Annotated in this window: 14 protein-coding genes; 13 read left to right on the top strand and 1 reads right to left on the bottom strand. The window is 58.6% G+C overall.

Going from position 1 to position 14,046, the window contains the following annotated elements; genetic code table 11:
* Positions 1 to 2 precede the first annotated feature (2 nt).
* The 12 genes from hpaD (at position 3) to yjiA (ending at position 11,502) form a co-directional block, all read left to right on the top strand.
* Positions 3 to 854 (top strand): 3,4-dihydroxyphenylacetate 2,3-dioxygenase, encoded by an 852-nt coding sequence (hpaD, locus tag ACJTMZ_RS11940; protein ID WP_039262285.1) that lies wholly within the window; start codon positions 3 to 5, stop codon positions 852 to 854.
* Positions 855 to 863: 9 nt separating this feature from the next.
* Positions 864 to 1,244 (top strand): 5-carboxymethyl-2-hydroxymuconate Delta-isomerase, encoded by a 381-nt coding sequence (locus ACJTMZ_RS11935; protein WP_033486715.1) that lies wholly within the window; start codon positions 864 to 866, stop codon positions 1,242 to 1,244.
* Between the two features lie 154 nt (positions 1,245 to 1,398).
* Entirely contained in the window at positions 1,399 to 2,202 is an 804-nt protein-coding gene (gene hpaH, locus ACJTMZ_RS11930) for a 2-oxo-hept-4-ene-1,7-dioate hydratase (RefSeq protein WP_252010796.1), read from the top strand.
* A 9-nt stretch (positions 2,203 to 2,211) separates the two neighbouring features.
* Positions 2,212 to 3,006 carry a 4-hydroxy-2-oxoheptanedioate aldolase gene (gene hpaI / locus ACJTMZ_RS11925; protein ID WP_126805007.1) on the top strand — a complete coding sequence of 265 codons (795 nt, stop codon included), beginning with the start codon at positions 2,212 to 2,214 and terminating at the stop codon, positions 3,004 to 3,006.
* 21 nt (positions 3,007 to 3,027) lie between these two features.
* Positions 3,028 to 4,371, top strand: a complete 1,344-nt coding sequence (gene hpaX / locus ACJTMZ_RS11920) for a 4-hydroxyphenylacetate permease (RefSeq protein WP_165747396.1) — start codon at positions 3,028 to 3,030, stop codon at positions 4,369 to 4,371.
* Entirely contained in the window at positions 4,343 to 5,233 is an 891-nt protein-coding gene (hpaA, locus tag ACJTMZ_RS11915) for a 4-hydroxyphenylacetate catabolism regulatory protein HpaA (RefSeq protein ID WP_017383853.1), read from the top strand. The genes hpaX and hpaA overlap by 29 nt, the downstream gene beginning before the upstream one ends.
* Before the next feature lie 195 nt (positions 5,234 to 5,428).
* Positions 5,429 to 6,991, top strand: a complete 1,563-nt coding sequence (hpaB, locus tag ACJTMZ_RS11910; RefSeq protein WP_023295873.1) for a 4-hydroxyphenylacetate 3-monooxygenase, oxygenase component — start codon at positions 5,429 to 5,431, stop codon at positions 6,989 to 6,991.
* Between the two features lie 17 nt (positions 6,992 to 7,008).
* Positions 7,009 to 7,518: a 4-hydroxyphenylacetate 3-monooxygenase reductase subunit gene (locus ACJTMZ_RS11905; protein WP_039271792.1), complete on the top strand. Its 510-nt coding sequence runs from the start codon at positions 7,009 to 7,011 to the stop codon at positions 7,516 to 7,518.
* A gap of 120 nt (positions 7,519 to 7,638) precedes the next feature.
* Positions 7,639 to 7,896, top strand: a complete 258-nt coding sequence (locus ACJTMZ_RS11900; RefSeq protein WP_015572587.1) for an HTH domain-containing protein — start codon at positions 7,639 to 7,641, stop codon at positions 7,894 to 7,896.
* A 219-nt stretch (positions 7,897 to 8,115) separates the two neighbouring features.
* Positions 8,116 to 10,269, top strand: a complete 2,154-nt coding sequence (locus tag ACJTMZ_RS11895) for a carbon starvation CstA family protein (RefSeq protein ID WP_045344435.1) — start codon at positions 8,116 to 8,118, stop codon at positions 10,267 to 10,269.
* Positions 10,270 to 10,334: 65 nt separating this feature from the next.
* Positions 10,335 to 10,538, top strand: a complete 204-nt coding sequence (locus ACJTMZ_RS11890) for a YbdD/YjiX family protein (RefSeq protein WP_003856610.1) — start codon at positions 10,335 to 10,337, stop codon at positions 10,536 to 10,538.
* Between the two features lie 10 nt (positions 10,539 to 10,548).
* Positions 10,549 to 11,502, top strand: a complete 954-nt coding sequence (yjiA, locus tag ACJTMZ_RS11885; protein ID WP_032652472.1) for a GTPase — start codon at positions 10,549 to 10,551, stop codon at positions 11,500 to 11,502.
* 55 nt (positions 11,503 to 11,557) lie between these two features.
* Here yjiA and ACJTMZ_RS11880 read toward each other — a convergent pair whose 3' ends face one another.
* Positions 11,558 to 12,916, bottom strand: a complete 1,359-nt coding sequence (locus tag ACJTMZ_RS11880; protein ID WP_045339621.1) for an esterase-like activity of phytase family protein — start codon at positions 12,914 to 12,916, stop codon at positions 11,558 to 11,560.
* Between the two features lie 411 nt (positions 12,917 to 13,327).
* Between ACJTMZ_RS11880 and ACJTMZ_RS11875 the strand changes: the two genes are divergently transcribed.
* Positions 13,328 to 13,873, top strand: coding sequence for a YfaZ family outer membrane protein (locus ACJTMZ_RS11875; protein WP_006810254.1), 546 nt, complete (start codon positions 13,328 to 13,330; stop codon positions 13,871 to 13,873).
* The last annotated feature ends 173 nt before the right edge of the window (positions 13,874 to 14,046 follow it).

The raw sequence follows: 14,046 nt of genomic DNA, 5'->3' as shown, positions 1-14,046 counted from the left end.
TCATGGGAAAATTAGCCTTAGCAGCAAAAATCACACACGTTCCGTCAATGTATCTCTCTGAACTGCCGGGCAAAAACCACGGCTGCCGCCAGTCGGCCATCGACGGGCATAAAGAGATCAGCAAGCGCTGCCGCGAGCTGGGCGTGGACACCATTATCGTCTTCGACACCCACTGGCTGGTGAACAGCGCGTATCACATCAACTGCGCGGACCATTTTGCGGGCGTCTACACCAGCAACGAGCTACCGCACTTTATCCGCGACATGACCTACGACTACGACGGCAACCCGGCGCTCGGCCAGCTGATCGCCGACGAGGCGGTGAAGCTCGGCGTACGCGCCAAAGCGCACAACATCCCGAGCCTGAAGCTGGAGTACGGCACGCTGGTGCCGATGCGCTACATGAACGCGGATAAGCACTTCAAAGTGGTCTCCATCTCGGCGTTCTGCACGGTTCACGACTTCGCCGACAGCCGCAGGCTGGGCGAGGCCATCGTCAGCGCCATCGAAAAATACGACGGCACCGTGGCGGTGCTTGCCAGCGGCTCGCTGTCGCACCGCTTTATCGACGACCAGCGCGCGGAGGAAGGGATGAACAGCTACACCCGCGAGTTTGACCGCCAGATGGACGAGCGCGTGGTGAAGCTGTGGCGCGAGGGGCAGTTCAAGGAGTTTTGCAGCATGCTGCCGGAGTACGCCGACTACTGCTACGGCGAGGGCAATATGCACGACACGGTGATGCTGCTGGGGATGCTCGGCTGGGACAAATACGACGGTAAGGTGGAGTTTCTCACCGAGCTGTTCGCCAGCTCCGGCACCGGCCAGGTCAACGCCGTTTTCCCGCTGCCCGCGTAAGGAGCCACCATGCCGCACTTTATTGCTGAATGTACCGACAACATCCGCGAAGAGGCCGACCTTCCGGGGCTGTTCGCCAAAGTGAACGAGGCGCTCGCCGCCACGGGCATCTTCCCCATCGGCGGTATCCGCAGCCGCGCCCACTGGCTGGACACCTGGCAGATGGCAGACGGTAAGCACGATTACGCCTTTGTGCATATGACGCTGAAGATCGGCGCGGGGCGCAGCCTGGAAAGCCGGGAAGAGGTCGGTGAAATGCTGTTTGCGCTGATTAAAGATCATTTCGCAGCGCTGATGAACAGCCGGTATCTGGCGCTGTCGTTCGAGCTCGACGAGCTGCACCCGACGCTTAATTACAAGCAGAACAACGTGCACGCGTTGTTTAAGTAGCCGTTTGCTCGCCCGGTGGCGCTGCGCTTACCGGGCCTACAACGGCCCCAAACCGTAGGCCGGGTAAGCGCAGCGCCACCCGGCAACAGCAGCACCGAACCGTAGGCCGGGTAAGCGAAGCGCCACCCGGCAACAGCCGCACAAAGGATACGCCATGCTCGACAAACACACCCATACCCTGATCGCCCACCGCCTGCATCAGGCGGAACAATCCCGGGAGCAGATCCGCGCGATCTCGCTGGAGTACCCGGAGATCACCATTGAAGACGCCTACGCCGTCCAGCGCGAATGGGTGAGCCTGAAAATCGCCGAAGGCCGCGTGCTGAAAGGCCACAAGATCGGCCTCACCTCCAAAGCGATGCAGGCCAGCTCGCAGATCAGCGAGCCGGACTACGGCGCGCTGCTGGACGATATGTTCTTCCACGACGGCAGCGACATCCCCGTGGATCGCTTTATCGTCCCGCGCATCGAAGTGGAGCTGGCCTTCGTGCTGGCAAAACCGCTGCGCGGCTCGAACTGCACGATCTTCGACGTCTACAACGCCACGGATTACGTCATCCCCGCCCTGGAGCTGATCGACGCCCGCTGCCATAACGTTGACCCGGAAACCCAGCGCCCGCGCAAGGTGTTCGACACCATCTCCGATAACGCCGCCAACGCGGGCGTGATCCTCGGCGGCCGCCCGATTAAACCCGACGAGCTGGATCTGCGCTGGATCTCCGCCCTGCTCTACCGCAACGGTGTGATCGAAGAGACCGGGGTCGCCGCAGGCGTGCTTAACCACCCGGCAAACGGCGTGGCGTGGCTGGCGAACAAACTCGCGCCATACGACGTGCAGCTTGAGCCAGGCCAGATCATCCTCGGCGGCTCGTTTACCCGCCCGGTTGCCGCCAGCAGAGGCGACACCTTCCACGTCGACTACGGCAACATGGGCTCCATCAGTTGCCGCTTTGTGTAGGAGTGCACCATGGAAAACGCATTTAAGACCGCGCTGAAAGCCGGAAAGCCGCAAATCGGCCTGTGGCTGGGGCTGACCAGCAGCTACAGCGCTGAGCTACTGGCCGGGGCCGGTTTTGACTGGCTGCTGATCGACGGTGAGCACGCGCCGAACAGCGTGCAGACCGTCCTGACTCAGCTCCAGGCCATCGCCCCTTATCCCAGCCAGCCGGTGGTGCGCCCATCGTGGAACGATCCGGTGCAGATCAAGCAGCTGCTGGACGTGGGGGCGCAAACCCTGCTGGTGCCGATGGTGCAAAACGCCGACGAAGCCCGTCTGGCGGTCAGCGCCACCTGCTATCCGCCTGCCGGCATTCGCGGCGTCGGCAGCGCGCTGGCGCGGGCGTCGCGCTGGAACCGCATCCCGGAGTATCTGCATCAGGCTAACGACGCCATGTGCGTGCTGGTGCAAATCGAAACTCGCGAGGCGCTGAAAAACCTGCCGCAGATCCTGGACGTGGAAGGGGTGGACGGCGTGTTTATCGGCCCGGCGGATCTGAGCGCCGACATGGGCTTCGCCGGTAATCCGCAGCACCCGGAGGTGCAGGCCGCCATTGAACAGGCGATCGCGCAGATCCTCAGCGCGGGCAAAGCGCCCGGCATCCTGATGGCGAATGAACAGCTGGCAAAACGCTATCTCAGCCTCGGCGCGTTGTTTGTCGCGGTCGGCGTGGATACCACCCTGCTCGCCCGCAGCGCCGAAGCGCTGGCGGCCCGCTTTACCGACGTCACCACAGCAGTTGATAACAATAAATCCGTCTACTAAACGTACGATGTGGAGCGCAACATGACGACCTCAACCCTGCATAATAAAGCTGTTGAACATCGCGTTATTAATAAGCTGTTCCGTCGTTTGATCGTGTTTCTTTTTATCCTGTTTGTTTTCTCGTTTCTCGATCGCATCAACATCGGCTTTGCCGGGCTGACGATGGGCAAAGATCTGGGCCTCACGTCAACCATGTTTGGCCTGGCCGCGACGCTGTTTTACGTGACCTACGTGCTGTGCGGGATCCCCAGCAACATCATGCTGGCGAAAATCGGCGCGCGGCGCTGGATCGCCGGGATCATGGTGGTGTGGGGCATCGCCTCCACCTGCACCATGTTCGCCACCAGCCCTGAAACGCTCTACGTCCTGCGCATGCTGGTAGGCATTGCCGAAGCGGGCTTCCTGCCGGGGATCCTGGTCTATCTCACCTGGTGGTTCCCGGCCTATCACCGCGCCCGCGCCAACGCGCTGTTTATGATCGCCATGCCGGTGACCATGATGCTCGGCTCGATCCTCTCCGGGTACATTCTGGCGATGGACGGGCTGTGGAACCTGAAGGGCTGGCAGTGGCTGTTCCTGCTGGAGGGGCTGCCGTCGGTGGTGCTCGGCGTGGTGACCTGGTTCTACCTTAACGACACCCCGGATCAGGCCACCTGGCTGGATGATGACGAAAAGCAGGCACTCAAAACGATGATCGCCCGCGAACAGGAGCTGGCCATTGCGCATACCGCCACGCCGCGCTCGACGCTGCGCGAGGTGCTGACGCCCGCCGTGCTGCTCTACACGCTGGCCTACTTCTGCCTGACGAATACGCTGAGCGCGATCAACATCTGGACGCCGCAGATCCTGCAAAGCTTCAACACCGGCAGCAGCAATATCGTGATTGGCCTGCTGGCGGCGATCCCGCAGTTTTGCACCATCCTCGGGATGATCTGGTGGAGCCGCCGCTCCGACAGGCTGAAAGAGCGAAAAAAGCACACCATCCTGCCGTATCTTTTTGCAGCGGCGGGATGGATGCTGGCCTCGGCGACCGATCACAGCCTGATCCAGCTGCTTGGCATCATCATGGCCTCAACCGGATCGTTTACCGCCATGGCGATATTCTGGACCACGCCGGATCAGGTGATTAGCCTGCAATCCCGCGCGGTGGCGCTGGCGGTGATCAACGCCATCGGCAACGTCGGGTCTGCCGTCAGCCCATTGCTGATAGGTATTCTGCGCGACGCGACCGGCAGCTTCAGCTCGGGACTGTGGTTCGTGGCGGGTCTGCTGGTGGTGGGCGCGCTGGTGCTGACGCGCATTCCGATGACGCAGCGGGATCAACAGAGGAACGATCATGTGCCAGAGCCCCATCGCCAACATTGATATCAGCAAGGATTACGACGAAAGTCTGGGCACCGACGATGTGCACTACCAGTCGTTTGCCCGCATGGCGGCCTTTTTTGGCCGCGACATGCAGGCGCACCGCCACGACCAGTATTTTCAGATGCATTTTCTCGACACCGGGCAGATTGAGCTCCAGCTCGACGACCACCGTTACTCGGTGCAGGCGCCGCTGTTCGTGCTAACACCACCGTCGGTGCCGCACGCGTTTATTACCGAATCCGACAGCGACGGCCACGTGCTGACGGTGCGCGAGGATCTCATCTGGCCGCTGTTAGAAGTGCTCTACCCCGGTACGCGGGAAGCGTTCGGCCTGCCGGGGATCTGCCTGTCGCTTGCCGACAGGCCTGACGAGCTGGCGGCGCTGAAGCACTACTGGCAGCTGATTGCCCGGGAATCCACGGAACAACTGCCCGGTCGCGAGCATACGCTGGTCCTGCTGGCCCAGGCCGTTTTTACCCTGCTGCTGCGCAACGCGAAGCTCGACGACCACGCGTCAGGCGGCATGCGCGGTGAGCTGAAGCTTTTTCAGCGCTTTAACCAGCTGACAGATGCTCATTACCACGAGCACTGGACGGTGCCGGAGTATGCCAGCGAATTGCATCTCACCGAATCTCGCCTGACCGATATCTGTCGCCGCTTCGCCAACCGCTCGCCGAAACGGCTGATCTTCGACCGCCAGCTGCGGGAAGCCAGGCGTTTGCTGCTGTTTTCCGACAGCACAGTGAGCGAAATTGCCTGGCAGCTGGGGTTTAAAGATCCGGCCTATTTCGCCCGTTTTTTTAACCGACTGACGGGGTGCTCACCCAGCGCATACCGGGCGCAGAAAGTACCGGTTTCCTGAACGCATAACGGTTCGTAGGGCGGGTAAGCGCAGCGCCACCCGCCGAAAAGCCGCACAGATCACAAAACCACCTCTCACCCGAAAAGTACCTGCCGTTGTCCCAATCGTCCCTTCACGTTCCGCCCGTCTCAAGCTTCAATTAAACAACAAAAACAAAACATAAATTTAACAACCATCTTCCGATACGAGGTCCCTATGAAGCCTGAAGATTTCCGCGCTGATGCCAAACGTCCGTTAACCGGTGAAGAGTATTTAAAAAGCCTGCAAGATGGCCGTGAGATTTATATCTACGGCGAGCGCGTTAAGGACGTCACTACCCACCCGGCATTTCGCAATGCGGCGGCGTCCATCGCCCAGATGTACGATGCCCTGCACAAGCCAGACATGCAGGATACCCTCTGCTGGGGTACCGACACCGGCAGCGGCGGCTACACCCATAAATTCTTCCGTGTGGCGAAAAGTGCCGACGATCTGCGCCAGCAGCGTGACGCCATCGCCGAGTGGTCGCGCCTGAGCTACGGCTGGATGGGGCGTACGCCGGACTACAAAGCCGCGTTCGGCTGCGCGCTCGGCGCTAACCCTGCCTTCTACGGTCAGTTCGAGCAGAACGCCCGCAACTGGTACACCCGTATTCAGGAAACCGGCCTGTACTTTAACCACGCCATCGTCAACCCGCCGATCGATCGCCATAAACCGGCGGACGAGGTGAAAGACGTTTACATCAAGCTGGAGAAAGAGACCGACGCCGGGATCATCGTCAGCGGCGCGAAAGTGGTGGCCACCAACTCGGCATTGACCCACTACAACATGATCGGCTTCGGCTCCGCGCAGGTGATGGGGGAAAATCCGGACTTCGCGCTGATGTTCGTCGCGCCGATGGATGCCGAAGGGGTGAAGCTGATCTCCCGCGCCTCATACGAGATGGTGGCAGGGGCGACAGGCTCTCCGTACGACTACCCGCTCTCCAGCCGCTTTGACGAGAACGACGCCATTCTGGTGATGGATCATGTGCTGATCCCATGGGAAAACGTGCTGATCTACCGCGATTTCGACCGCTGCCGTCGCTGGACGATGGAAGGTGGCTTCGCCCGCATGTACCCGCTTCAGGCCTGCGTGCGTCTGGCAGTGAAGCTCGACTTCATCACCGCTCTGCTGAAGAAGTCGCTGGAGTGTACCGGCACCCTCGAGTTCCGCGGCGTGCAGGCGGATCTCGGCGAAGTGGTGGCATGGCGCAACATGTTCTGGGCGCTGAGCGACTCCATGTGCTCCGAAGCCACTCCGTGGGTAAACGGCGCGTATCTGCCTGACCACGCGGCGTTACAGACCTACCGCGTGATGGCGCCAATGGCCTATGCGAAGATCAAGAACATCATCGAACGTAACGTGACCTCGGGGCTGATCTACCTGCCGTCCAGCGCGCGGGACCTGAACAACCCGCAGATCGACCAGTACCTGGCGAAGTACGTGCGCGGCTCCAACGGGATGGATCATGTCGAACGCATCAAGATTCTGAAACTGATGTGGGATGCCATCGGCAGCGAGTTTGGCGGACGTCACGAGCTGTACGAAATCAACTACTCCGGTAGCCAGGATGAGGTCCGCCTGCAATGCCTGCGTCAGGCGCAAAGCTCCGGCAACATGGACAAGATGATGGCGATGGTTGACCGCTGCATGTCCGAGTACGACCAGCACGGCTGGACCGTACCGCACCTGCACAACAACACTGATATCAACATGCTGGATAAGCTGCTGAAATAACGCAGCGGGAGGTTTCAATGCAATCTGAAGAACGCCTGCGTTTTCGCGACGCGATGGCCAGCCTGTCGGCGGCGGTGAATGTGATCACTACCGAGGGCGATGCGGGTCGCTGCGGCATTACCGCCACCGCCGTCTGTTCGGTCACGGACACCCCGCCCTCGGTCATGGTCTGCATCAACGCCAACAGCGCCATGAACCCGGTCTTCCAGGGCAACGGCAAACTGTGCGTCAACGTGCTGAACCACGAGCAGGAGATCATGGCCCGCCACTTTGCCGGGATGACCGGCATGGCAATGGAGGAGCGCTTTGCTCTCTCCTGCTGGCAGAAAGGACCGCTGGCGCAGCCGGTGCTGAAAGGCGCTCTGGCAAGCCTGGAAGGTGAGATAACCCAGGTGCAAACCATCGGCACCCATCTGGTCTACCTTGTGGAGATTAAGAACATCATCCTCAGCAGCGAGGGGCACGGCCTGATCTACTTCAAACGCCGTTTCCACCCGGTGATGATGGAGATGGAAGCCGCGATTTGATCCCGTTGCACAAAAAAACGCTAAGGTTTCCGCAAAGGTGCGCCGTTAACTATCCATAAGATAAATTTTCCGGGGCGGCTGGCAACGTCGTCAGCCGCCCCCTTAACGCTGGAAAGTCTTATGGCCCCTTCACCCCGAAGCCGCTCGGCTGAACGTCTGGTTGAAATCATTATTGCCCTGCATCGCAACGGAAGCGTTAATCGCCGCGATCTGATGCAAAAATTTGGCATTACCGAACGCACGGTGTACCGCGATTTACAGGCGCTTTCCCCGATTATTGAACACGACGGCAAAGGGCGCTATCAGCTGCTGCCCGCGTATCAGCCCTGCCGCTGCGTACACTACCCTGAAGCGAACGACAAAAGTCCACAGGGCTAGATTATTCTCAGTGATCTCAATCACATATTTTCTCCCACCGGGGGTGAGCCTTAACCACTCACCCTCGCTTTTGACCGCTCACGCATCGCTTTCAACCACTCACCCATTTACCGTGCTTTACACGCGCGAGGATCTGGCACGATCGCTCCAGCATTAATCAATACCTCCTCACAACGAACCCTGACCCTTTTTTCTTTACATAAAAAACCAGGTCTTATTATGGATACTAAAAAACTACTTAAGCACGTGCCCTGGGCCATCCTCGGGATCATCGGTGCTTTCTGTCTGGCGGTTGTCGCATTACGCCGGGGCGAGCACGTCAGCGCCCTGTGGATCGTGGTCGCGTCTGTTTCCGTCTACCTTGTGGCTTATCGCTACTACAGCTTGTACATCGCGCAGAAGGTTATGAAGCTCGACCCGACGCGCGCCACCCCGGCGGTTATTAACAACGACGGCCTGAACTACGTGCCAACCAACCGTTACGTGCTGTTTGGTCACCACTTTGCCGCTATCGCCGGTGCAGGCCCGCTGGTCGGCCCGGTGCTGGCCGCGCAGATGGGCTACCTGCCGGGTACGCTCTGGCTGCTGGCGGGCGTGGTGCTGGCGGGAGCGGTGCAGGACTTTATGGTGCTGTTTATCTCCTCGCGCCGTAACGGTTCGTCGCTGGGCGAAATGATCAAAGAGGAGATGGGCCGCGTGCCAGGCACGATCGCCCTGTTCGGCTGCTTCCTGATCATGATCATCATCCTGGCGGTGCTGGCCCTGATCGTGGTGAAAGCGCTGGCCGAAAGTCCGTGGGGCGTCTTCACCGTCTGCTCTACCGTACCGATTGCGCTGTTCATGGGCATCTACATGCGCTTCCTGCGCCCTGGCCGCGTTGGCGAGGTGTCTGTCATCGGTATCGTGCTGCTGGTCGCCTCCATCTACTTCGGCGGCGTGATTGCGCACGACCCGTACTGGGGTCCGGCGCTGACCTTTAAAGACACCACCATCACCTTCGCGCTGATCGGCTACGCATTCATCTCAGCGCTGCTGCCGGTGTGGCTGATTCTGGCTCCGCGTGACTACCTGGCAACCTTCCTGAAAATCGGCGTTATCGTCGGGCTGGCCATTGGTATTGTGATCATCAACCCGGAGCTGAAAATGCCGGCGGTGACGCAGTACATTGACGGTACCGGTCCGCTGTGGAAAGGCGCCCTGTTCCCGTTCCTGTTTATCACCATTGCCTGCGGTGCCGTGTCTGGCTTCCACGCGCTGATCGCCTCCGGCACCACGCCGAAGCTGATGGCCAACGAAACCGACGCGCGCTTCATCGGTTACGGCGCGATGCTGATGGAATCCTTCGTGGCGATCATGGCGCTGGTTGCGGCGTCGATTATCGAGCCTGGCCTGTACTTTGCGATGAACACCCCGCCGGCGGGTCTCGGCATTACCATGCCAAACCTGCATGAGATGGGCGGCGAAAATACCGCGCTGATCCTGGCGCAGCTGAAAGACGCCAGCGCGCACGCGGCGGCGACCGTCAGCTCCTGGGGCTTCGTGATTTCGCCTGAGCAGATCATGCAGACCGCGAAAGACATCGGCGAACCGTCCGTGCTGAACCGCGCAGGTGGCGCGCCAACGCTGGCGGTGGGTATCGCACACGTGTTCCACAAAGTGCTGCCGTGGGCGGACATGGGCTTCTGGTACCACTTCGGTATTCTGTTTGAAGCGCTGTTCATCCTCACCGCGCTGGATGCCGGTACGCGTGCAGGCCGCTTCATGTTGCAGGATCTGCTGGGTAACTTCGTGCCATTCCTGAAGAAAACCGACTCTCTGGTGGCCGGCGTTCTGGGCACTGCGGGCTGCGTAGGCATGTGGGGTTATCTGCTGTATCAGGGCGTTGTTGACCCGCTGGGCGGCGTGAAGAGCCTGTGGCCGCTGTTCGGCATCTCTAACCAGATGCTGGCGGCTGTGGCCCTGGTGCTGGGTACCGTTGTCCTCGTGAAGATGAAACGCACCAAATACATCTGGGTCACCGTGGTGCCTGCGCTGTGGCTGCTGCTCTGCACTACCTGGGCGCTGGGTCTGAAACTGTTCAGCACCAACCCGCAGCTGGAAGGCTTCTTCTTCATGGCTAACCAGTACAAAGAGAAGATTGCCGCAGGCGGCGCGGATCTGACCGCGCAGCAGATTGCCAACATGAACCATATCGTGGTGAACAACTACACCAACGCGGGTCTGAGCATTCTGTTCCTGGTGGTGGTGTACAGCATTATCTTCTACGGCATCAAAACCTGGATGAAAGTGCGTAACGTTGAGGGCCGTACGGACAAAGAGACCCCGTACGTACCGGTGCCGGAAGGCGGCGTGAAGACCTCCTCACACCATTAATTAAGCATGTTACTGTAGGCCCGGTAAGCGTAGCGCCACCGGGCTTCTTCTATCTGGAACCCTCAATGTTTGGTAACTTAGGCGAAGCAAAAAAATACCTCGGTCAGGCGGCGAAAATGCTGATTGGCATTCCGGATTATGACAACTACGTTGAGCATATGAAGACCAACCATCCGGATAAGCCGTACATGACCTACACTGAATTCTTCCGCGAGCGTCAGGAAGCGCGCTACGGCGGAAGTGGAGAAGGCGGCGTCCGCTGCTGCTAAAGGAGAAACCATGACCCCGATTGCCGTTACCCTGCTGACCGGTTTCCTCGGCGCCGGTAAAACCACCCTGCTGCGCCACATTCTGAACGAGCAGCACGGCTTCAAAATCGCCGTCATCGAAAACGAATTTGGCGAAGTCTCCGTTGACGATCAGCTGATTGGCGACCGCGCCACCCAGATCAAAACCCTGACCAACGGCTGCATCTGCTGCACCCGCTCTAACGAATTAGAAGACGCCCTGCTGGACCTGCTCGACAGCCGCGATCGCGGTGACATCGACTTCGACCGACTGGTGATCGAGTGCACCGGCATGGCCGACCCCGGCCCGATTATTCAGACCTTTTTCTCCCATGAGATCATTTGCCAGCGCTATCTGCTGGACGGCGTCATCGCTCTGGTGGATGCGGTACACGCCGACGAGCAGATGAACCAGTTCACCATCGCCCAGTCCCAGGTTGGCTACGCCGACCGCATCCTGCTGACCAAAACCGACGTGGCGGGTGAAAGTGAAAAACTGCGCGAGCGCCTGACGCGCATCAACTCGCGTGCGCCCATTTACACGGTGACGCATGGCGATATCGATCTCGCTCAGCTGTTCAACACCAACGGCTTTATGCTGGAAGAGAACGTCACCGCGAAACCGCGCTTCCACTTTATGTCCGACAAGCAAAACGACGTGACGTCGATTGTGGTTGAGCTGGACTACCCGGTTGACATCAGCGAGGTCTCCCGCGTGATGGAGAACCTGCTACTGTCATTTGCCGACAAGCTGCTGCGCTATAAAGGGATGCTGTGGATCGACGGCGAGCCGAACCGCCTGCTGTTCCAGGGCGTGCAGCGCCTGTACAGCGCCGACTGGGATCGCCCGTGGGACGATGAAGTGCCGCACAGCGTGATGGTGTTTATTGGAATACAGCTGCCGGAAGAGGAAATTCGGGCAGCGTTTGCGGGGCTGAAGAAATAACCGCACCGATTATCCCCTCTCCCCCGCGGGGAGAGGGTTAGGGTGAGGGGGAAACTTATTTCAACGCCTCCGGCAGCGTCACAATCCACAGCTCGCTGTCGGACTCCGGTTTCTTCAACGGCTTCACGCTGAGGGTGGTTTCAACCGGTTTGTCATCCAGCGTCAGCGCCCCCTGCGCGTTCACCCGATAATCCTTGAGCTTCTTGCCTTCGACTGGCTTCTGCATCGCCACCTTCACGCCAAAGTCATTATCGTTCGCCACTGCCAGCGTTTTGCTGTCAATCAGCGCCAGCCCTTCGGCCTTTTCCTGCTGCCAGCCCAGCGCACGCAGATCGACCACCTGCGTTTTTTCCGCAAGCGTGATGCCACGCTGCGCCAGCGTTTTCTCATCATCAAACTCCGGGTATTCGCCCGGCTTGTCGAAGGCCGCCAGATCGCTCGCCTTGCTCAGATCAACCCTGTAGATGAGGTTACGCATTGCGTCATTTTTATCCTCGCCCTGTTCAATCAGCAGGATGGTGTGGTTATCCAGCGCCACGATGTCGCCGATTTTGGCGTCGCTGTTTTTGCTGTAGGCCGCGCTGTCGACAGGGTAGCCGTACATCGCGGTTTTCCCGGTCGCCGGATCGAAGCTCACCAGACGCGTAAACAGCGCCTGTTTTTTGCTCTTCCCGTCGATATCCAGCGTGCTTTGCACGGCGGCGATAATGCGTCCGTCCGGCATGCGGGTCAGTCCTTCAAAGCCCCGGTTTGCCTGACGCCATTTGATAACGTTTGGCAGACCGCCCGCGATGGATTTCTCCCCTTCCGTCGCCTGCGGACCGTGGATCGCGAGGATTTTCCCTTTACTGTCGACGTTAATCAGGAACGGGCCATACTCATCGCACAGCCAGTAACCGCCCTTCCCGTCCGGCGTGATGCCTTCCGTATCCAGCCCGCGGTTATCGCCTTTCAGCACTTTTAAGGTGTCGCTTAGCGCGACTTCATTGGTAGATCCAATCACGCCGCTTTGCAGCGGCAGGCCGTTGATCTCGCCTTTATCATCATGCAGCGGTCGCGCGTCCACGGCCTCCGCTTTGCCGTTTAGCACACGGATCGTCATCAGCAGCGGGGCGAAATCCGGGGTAGCAAAGATTTTGGCATCGCTTTTCCCCATTTTTGGCGAATCCGCGTTAGGACCGCGATCGGTCACGGTCGCAAACGTCAGCGCATCGCCCTGCTTGCCCGTGAATAACAAACCCGAACCAATCCCCACCGGGAGCCCGTTCGGGAATGCGCTGGCAAACGCACCGCTGTATTTGACATGCGCGCCTTCGGGAAAGCTGACGACGTAGCGCTCCGCGGTTGGCTGTGCCGCCAGGCCAGAGAAAGAGAGCGCACAACCGATTAGCACAGGAATAATTTTTCTTTTCATATTGTTAGCATCCAGTAAGTGAAGCCAACAACGTAATGAAGAAACGTGTCAGAAAAATGACATGTAATGGCAACGAAGCGGCGCGTACGGACGTATATCAATCACCAGAAATGTAAACCTCTGTCTTTATCTGTGTCAGCTGAAATACTTTTGGAAATTATTAGAAACCCAATTAATTCATGGCGAAGGACTATTTGCACCTCGTTCATTTTACGTTTAGCCAGGAATGTAAACTGTCCCTAAACGCGAATGTATTGGACATTGACGATTTGCCATATAAACAATTCATCAACATTTACCATTCAAAAACTCAACACAAACAGCATATAAATGCGAGACATATCACATTTGCAGTCATAAACATCGCTTGTTAAGGTGCCCTCAGATTAATTTAATGACGAGGAAACACTCATGAAAAAACTTAACATCCTGATCCTTTCTGCTCTGACCGCGGTATCGGGCTCCGCACTGGCCATGGGTGGCAGCATTGAGCAGGGTAAAAACTTTACTAACCTCAATCTGGAAATGGGGAAATCCTCATCCGGCCTGTATGCGGAGAGCAACTGGCTGAAAAACACCGATGACGGTACCCAGACCGGCGGCGTTGGGGCAGGCTACAACCTGGAAGTGGGTCCGGTGATGCTGAACGCTGGCGCGAAAGCCATCTACATCGGCCCGAAAAAAGGCGATAACGGCGTGGCATTCCCGATTGGCGGCGGCGTTAACGTTGCGCTTACGGACAGCATTCACGTGTTTGGTGAAGGTTATGTGGCGCCAGACGGCCTGAACAACAGCGTGAAGAACTATGTTGAAGCTAACGGCGGCGTAAGCTGGACGCCAGTCAAACCTGTCACGCTGAAAGTGGGCTATCGCCACGTGAGCGTAGACGGTAAAGACGGTCGTCCAAACCACACGCTGATCGATGGTGCATATGTAGGCGGTGGAGTGTCCTTCTAAGCCTGTTTGCGCGTTTCGCCCGGCGGCGCTACGCTTGCACGGGCCTACAATGAAGGGTGCAATGTATTAAAATTATTGCACATTGATTGTAGGCCGGGTAAGCGCAGCGCCACCCGGCAAGAAAGGCGATGCGACCGTTAATAAAAAACCTGCCGGATGGCAGGTTTTTTTAT

The organism is Enterobacter sp. DN (assembly GCF_046054285.1).
GTDB classification, from domain to species: Bacteria; Pseudomonadota; Gammaproteobacteria; order Enterobacterales; family Enterobacteriaceae; genus Enterobacter; species Enterobacter hormaechei_C.
Note: the sequence above shows the minus strand (reverse complement) of the source record. Positions and strands in the feature narration are given on the sequence as shown.

Bases quoted from the DNA above. Each gene is read 5' to 3' on its own strand.
- hpaD (WP_039262285.1), top strand. From the start codon at position 3: ATGGGAAAATTAGCCTTAGCAGCAAAAATCACACACGTTCCGTCAATG.
- ACJTMZ_RS11935 (WP_033486715.1), top strand. From the start codon at position 864: ATGCCGCACTTTATTGCTGAATGTACCGACAACATCCGCGAAGAGGCC.
- hpaH (WP_252010796.1), top strand. From the start codon at position 1,399: ATGCTCGACAAACACACCCATACCCTGATCGCCCACCGCCTGCATCAG.
- hpaI (WP_126805007.1), top strand. From the start codon at position 2,212: ATGGAAAACGCATTTAAGACCGCGCTGAAAGCCGGAAAGCCGCAAATC.
- hpaX (WP_165747396.1), top strand. From the start codon at position 3,028: ATGACGACCTCAACCCTGCATAATAAAGCTGTTGAACATCGCGTTATT.
- hpaA (WP_017383853.1), top strand. From the start codon at position 4,343: ATGTGCCAGAGCCCCATCGCCAACATTGATATCAGCAAGGATTACGAC.
- hpaB (WP_023295873.1), top strand. From the start codon at position 5,429: ATGAAGCCTGAAGATTTCCGCGCTGATGCCAAACGTCCGTTAACCGGT.
- ACJTMZ_RS11905 (WP_039271792.1), top strand. From the start codon at position 7,009: ATGCAATCTGAAGAACGCCTGCGTTTTCGCGACGCGATGGCCAGCCTG.
- ACJTMZ_RS11900 (WP_015572587.1), top strand. From the start codon at position 7,639: ATGGCCCCTTCACCCCGAAGCCGCTCGGCTGAACGTCTGGTTGAAATC.
- ACJTMZ_RS11895 (WP_045344435.1), top strand. From the start codon at position 8,116: ATGGATACTAAAAAACTACTTAAGCACGTGCCCTGGGCCATCCTCGGG.
- ACJTMZ_RS11890 (WP_003856610.1), top strand. From the start codon at position 10,335: ATGTTTGGTAACTTAGGCGAAGCAAAAAAATACCTCGGTCAGGCGGCG.
- yjiA (WP_032652472.1), top strand. From the start codon at position 10,549: ATGACCCCGATTGCCGTTACCCTGCTGACCGGTTTCCTCGGCGCCGGT.
- ACJTMZ_RS11880 (WP_045339621.1), bottom strand. From the start codon at position 12,916: ATGAAAAGAAAAATTATTCCTGTGCTAATCGGTTGTGCGCTCTCTTTC.
- ACJTMZ_RS11875 (WP_006810254.1), top strand. From the start codon at position 13,328: ATGAAAAAACTTAACATCCTGATCCTTTCTGCTCTGACCGCGGTATCG.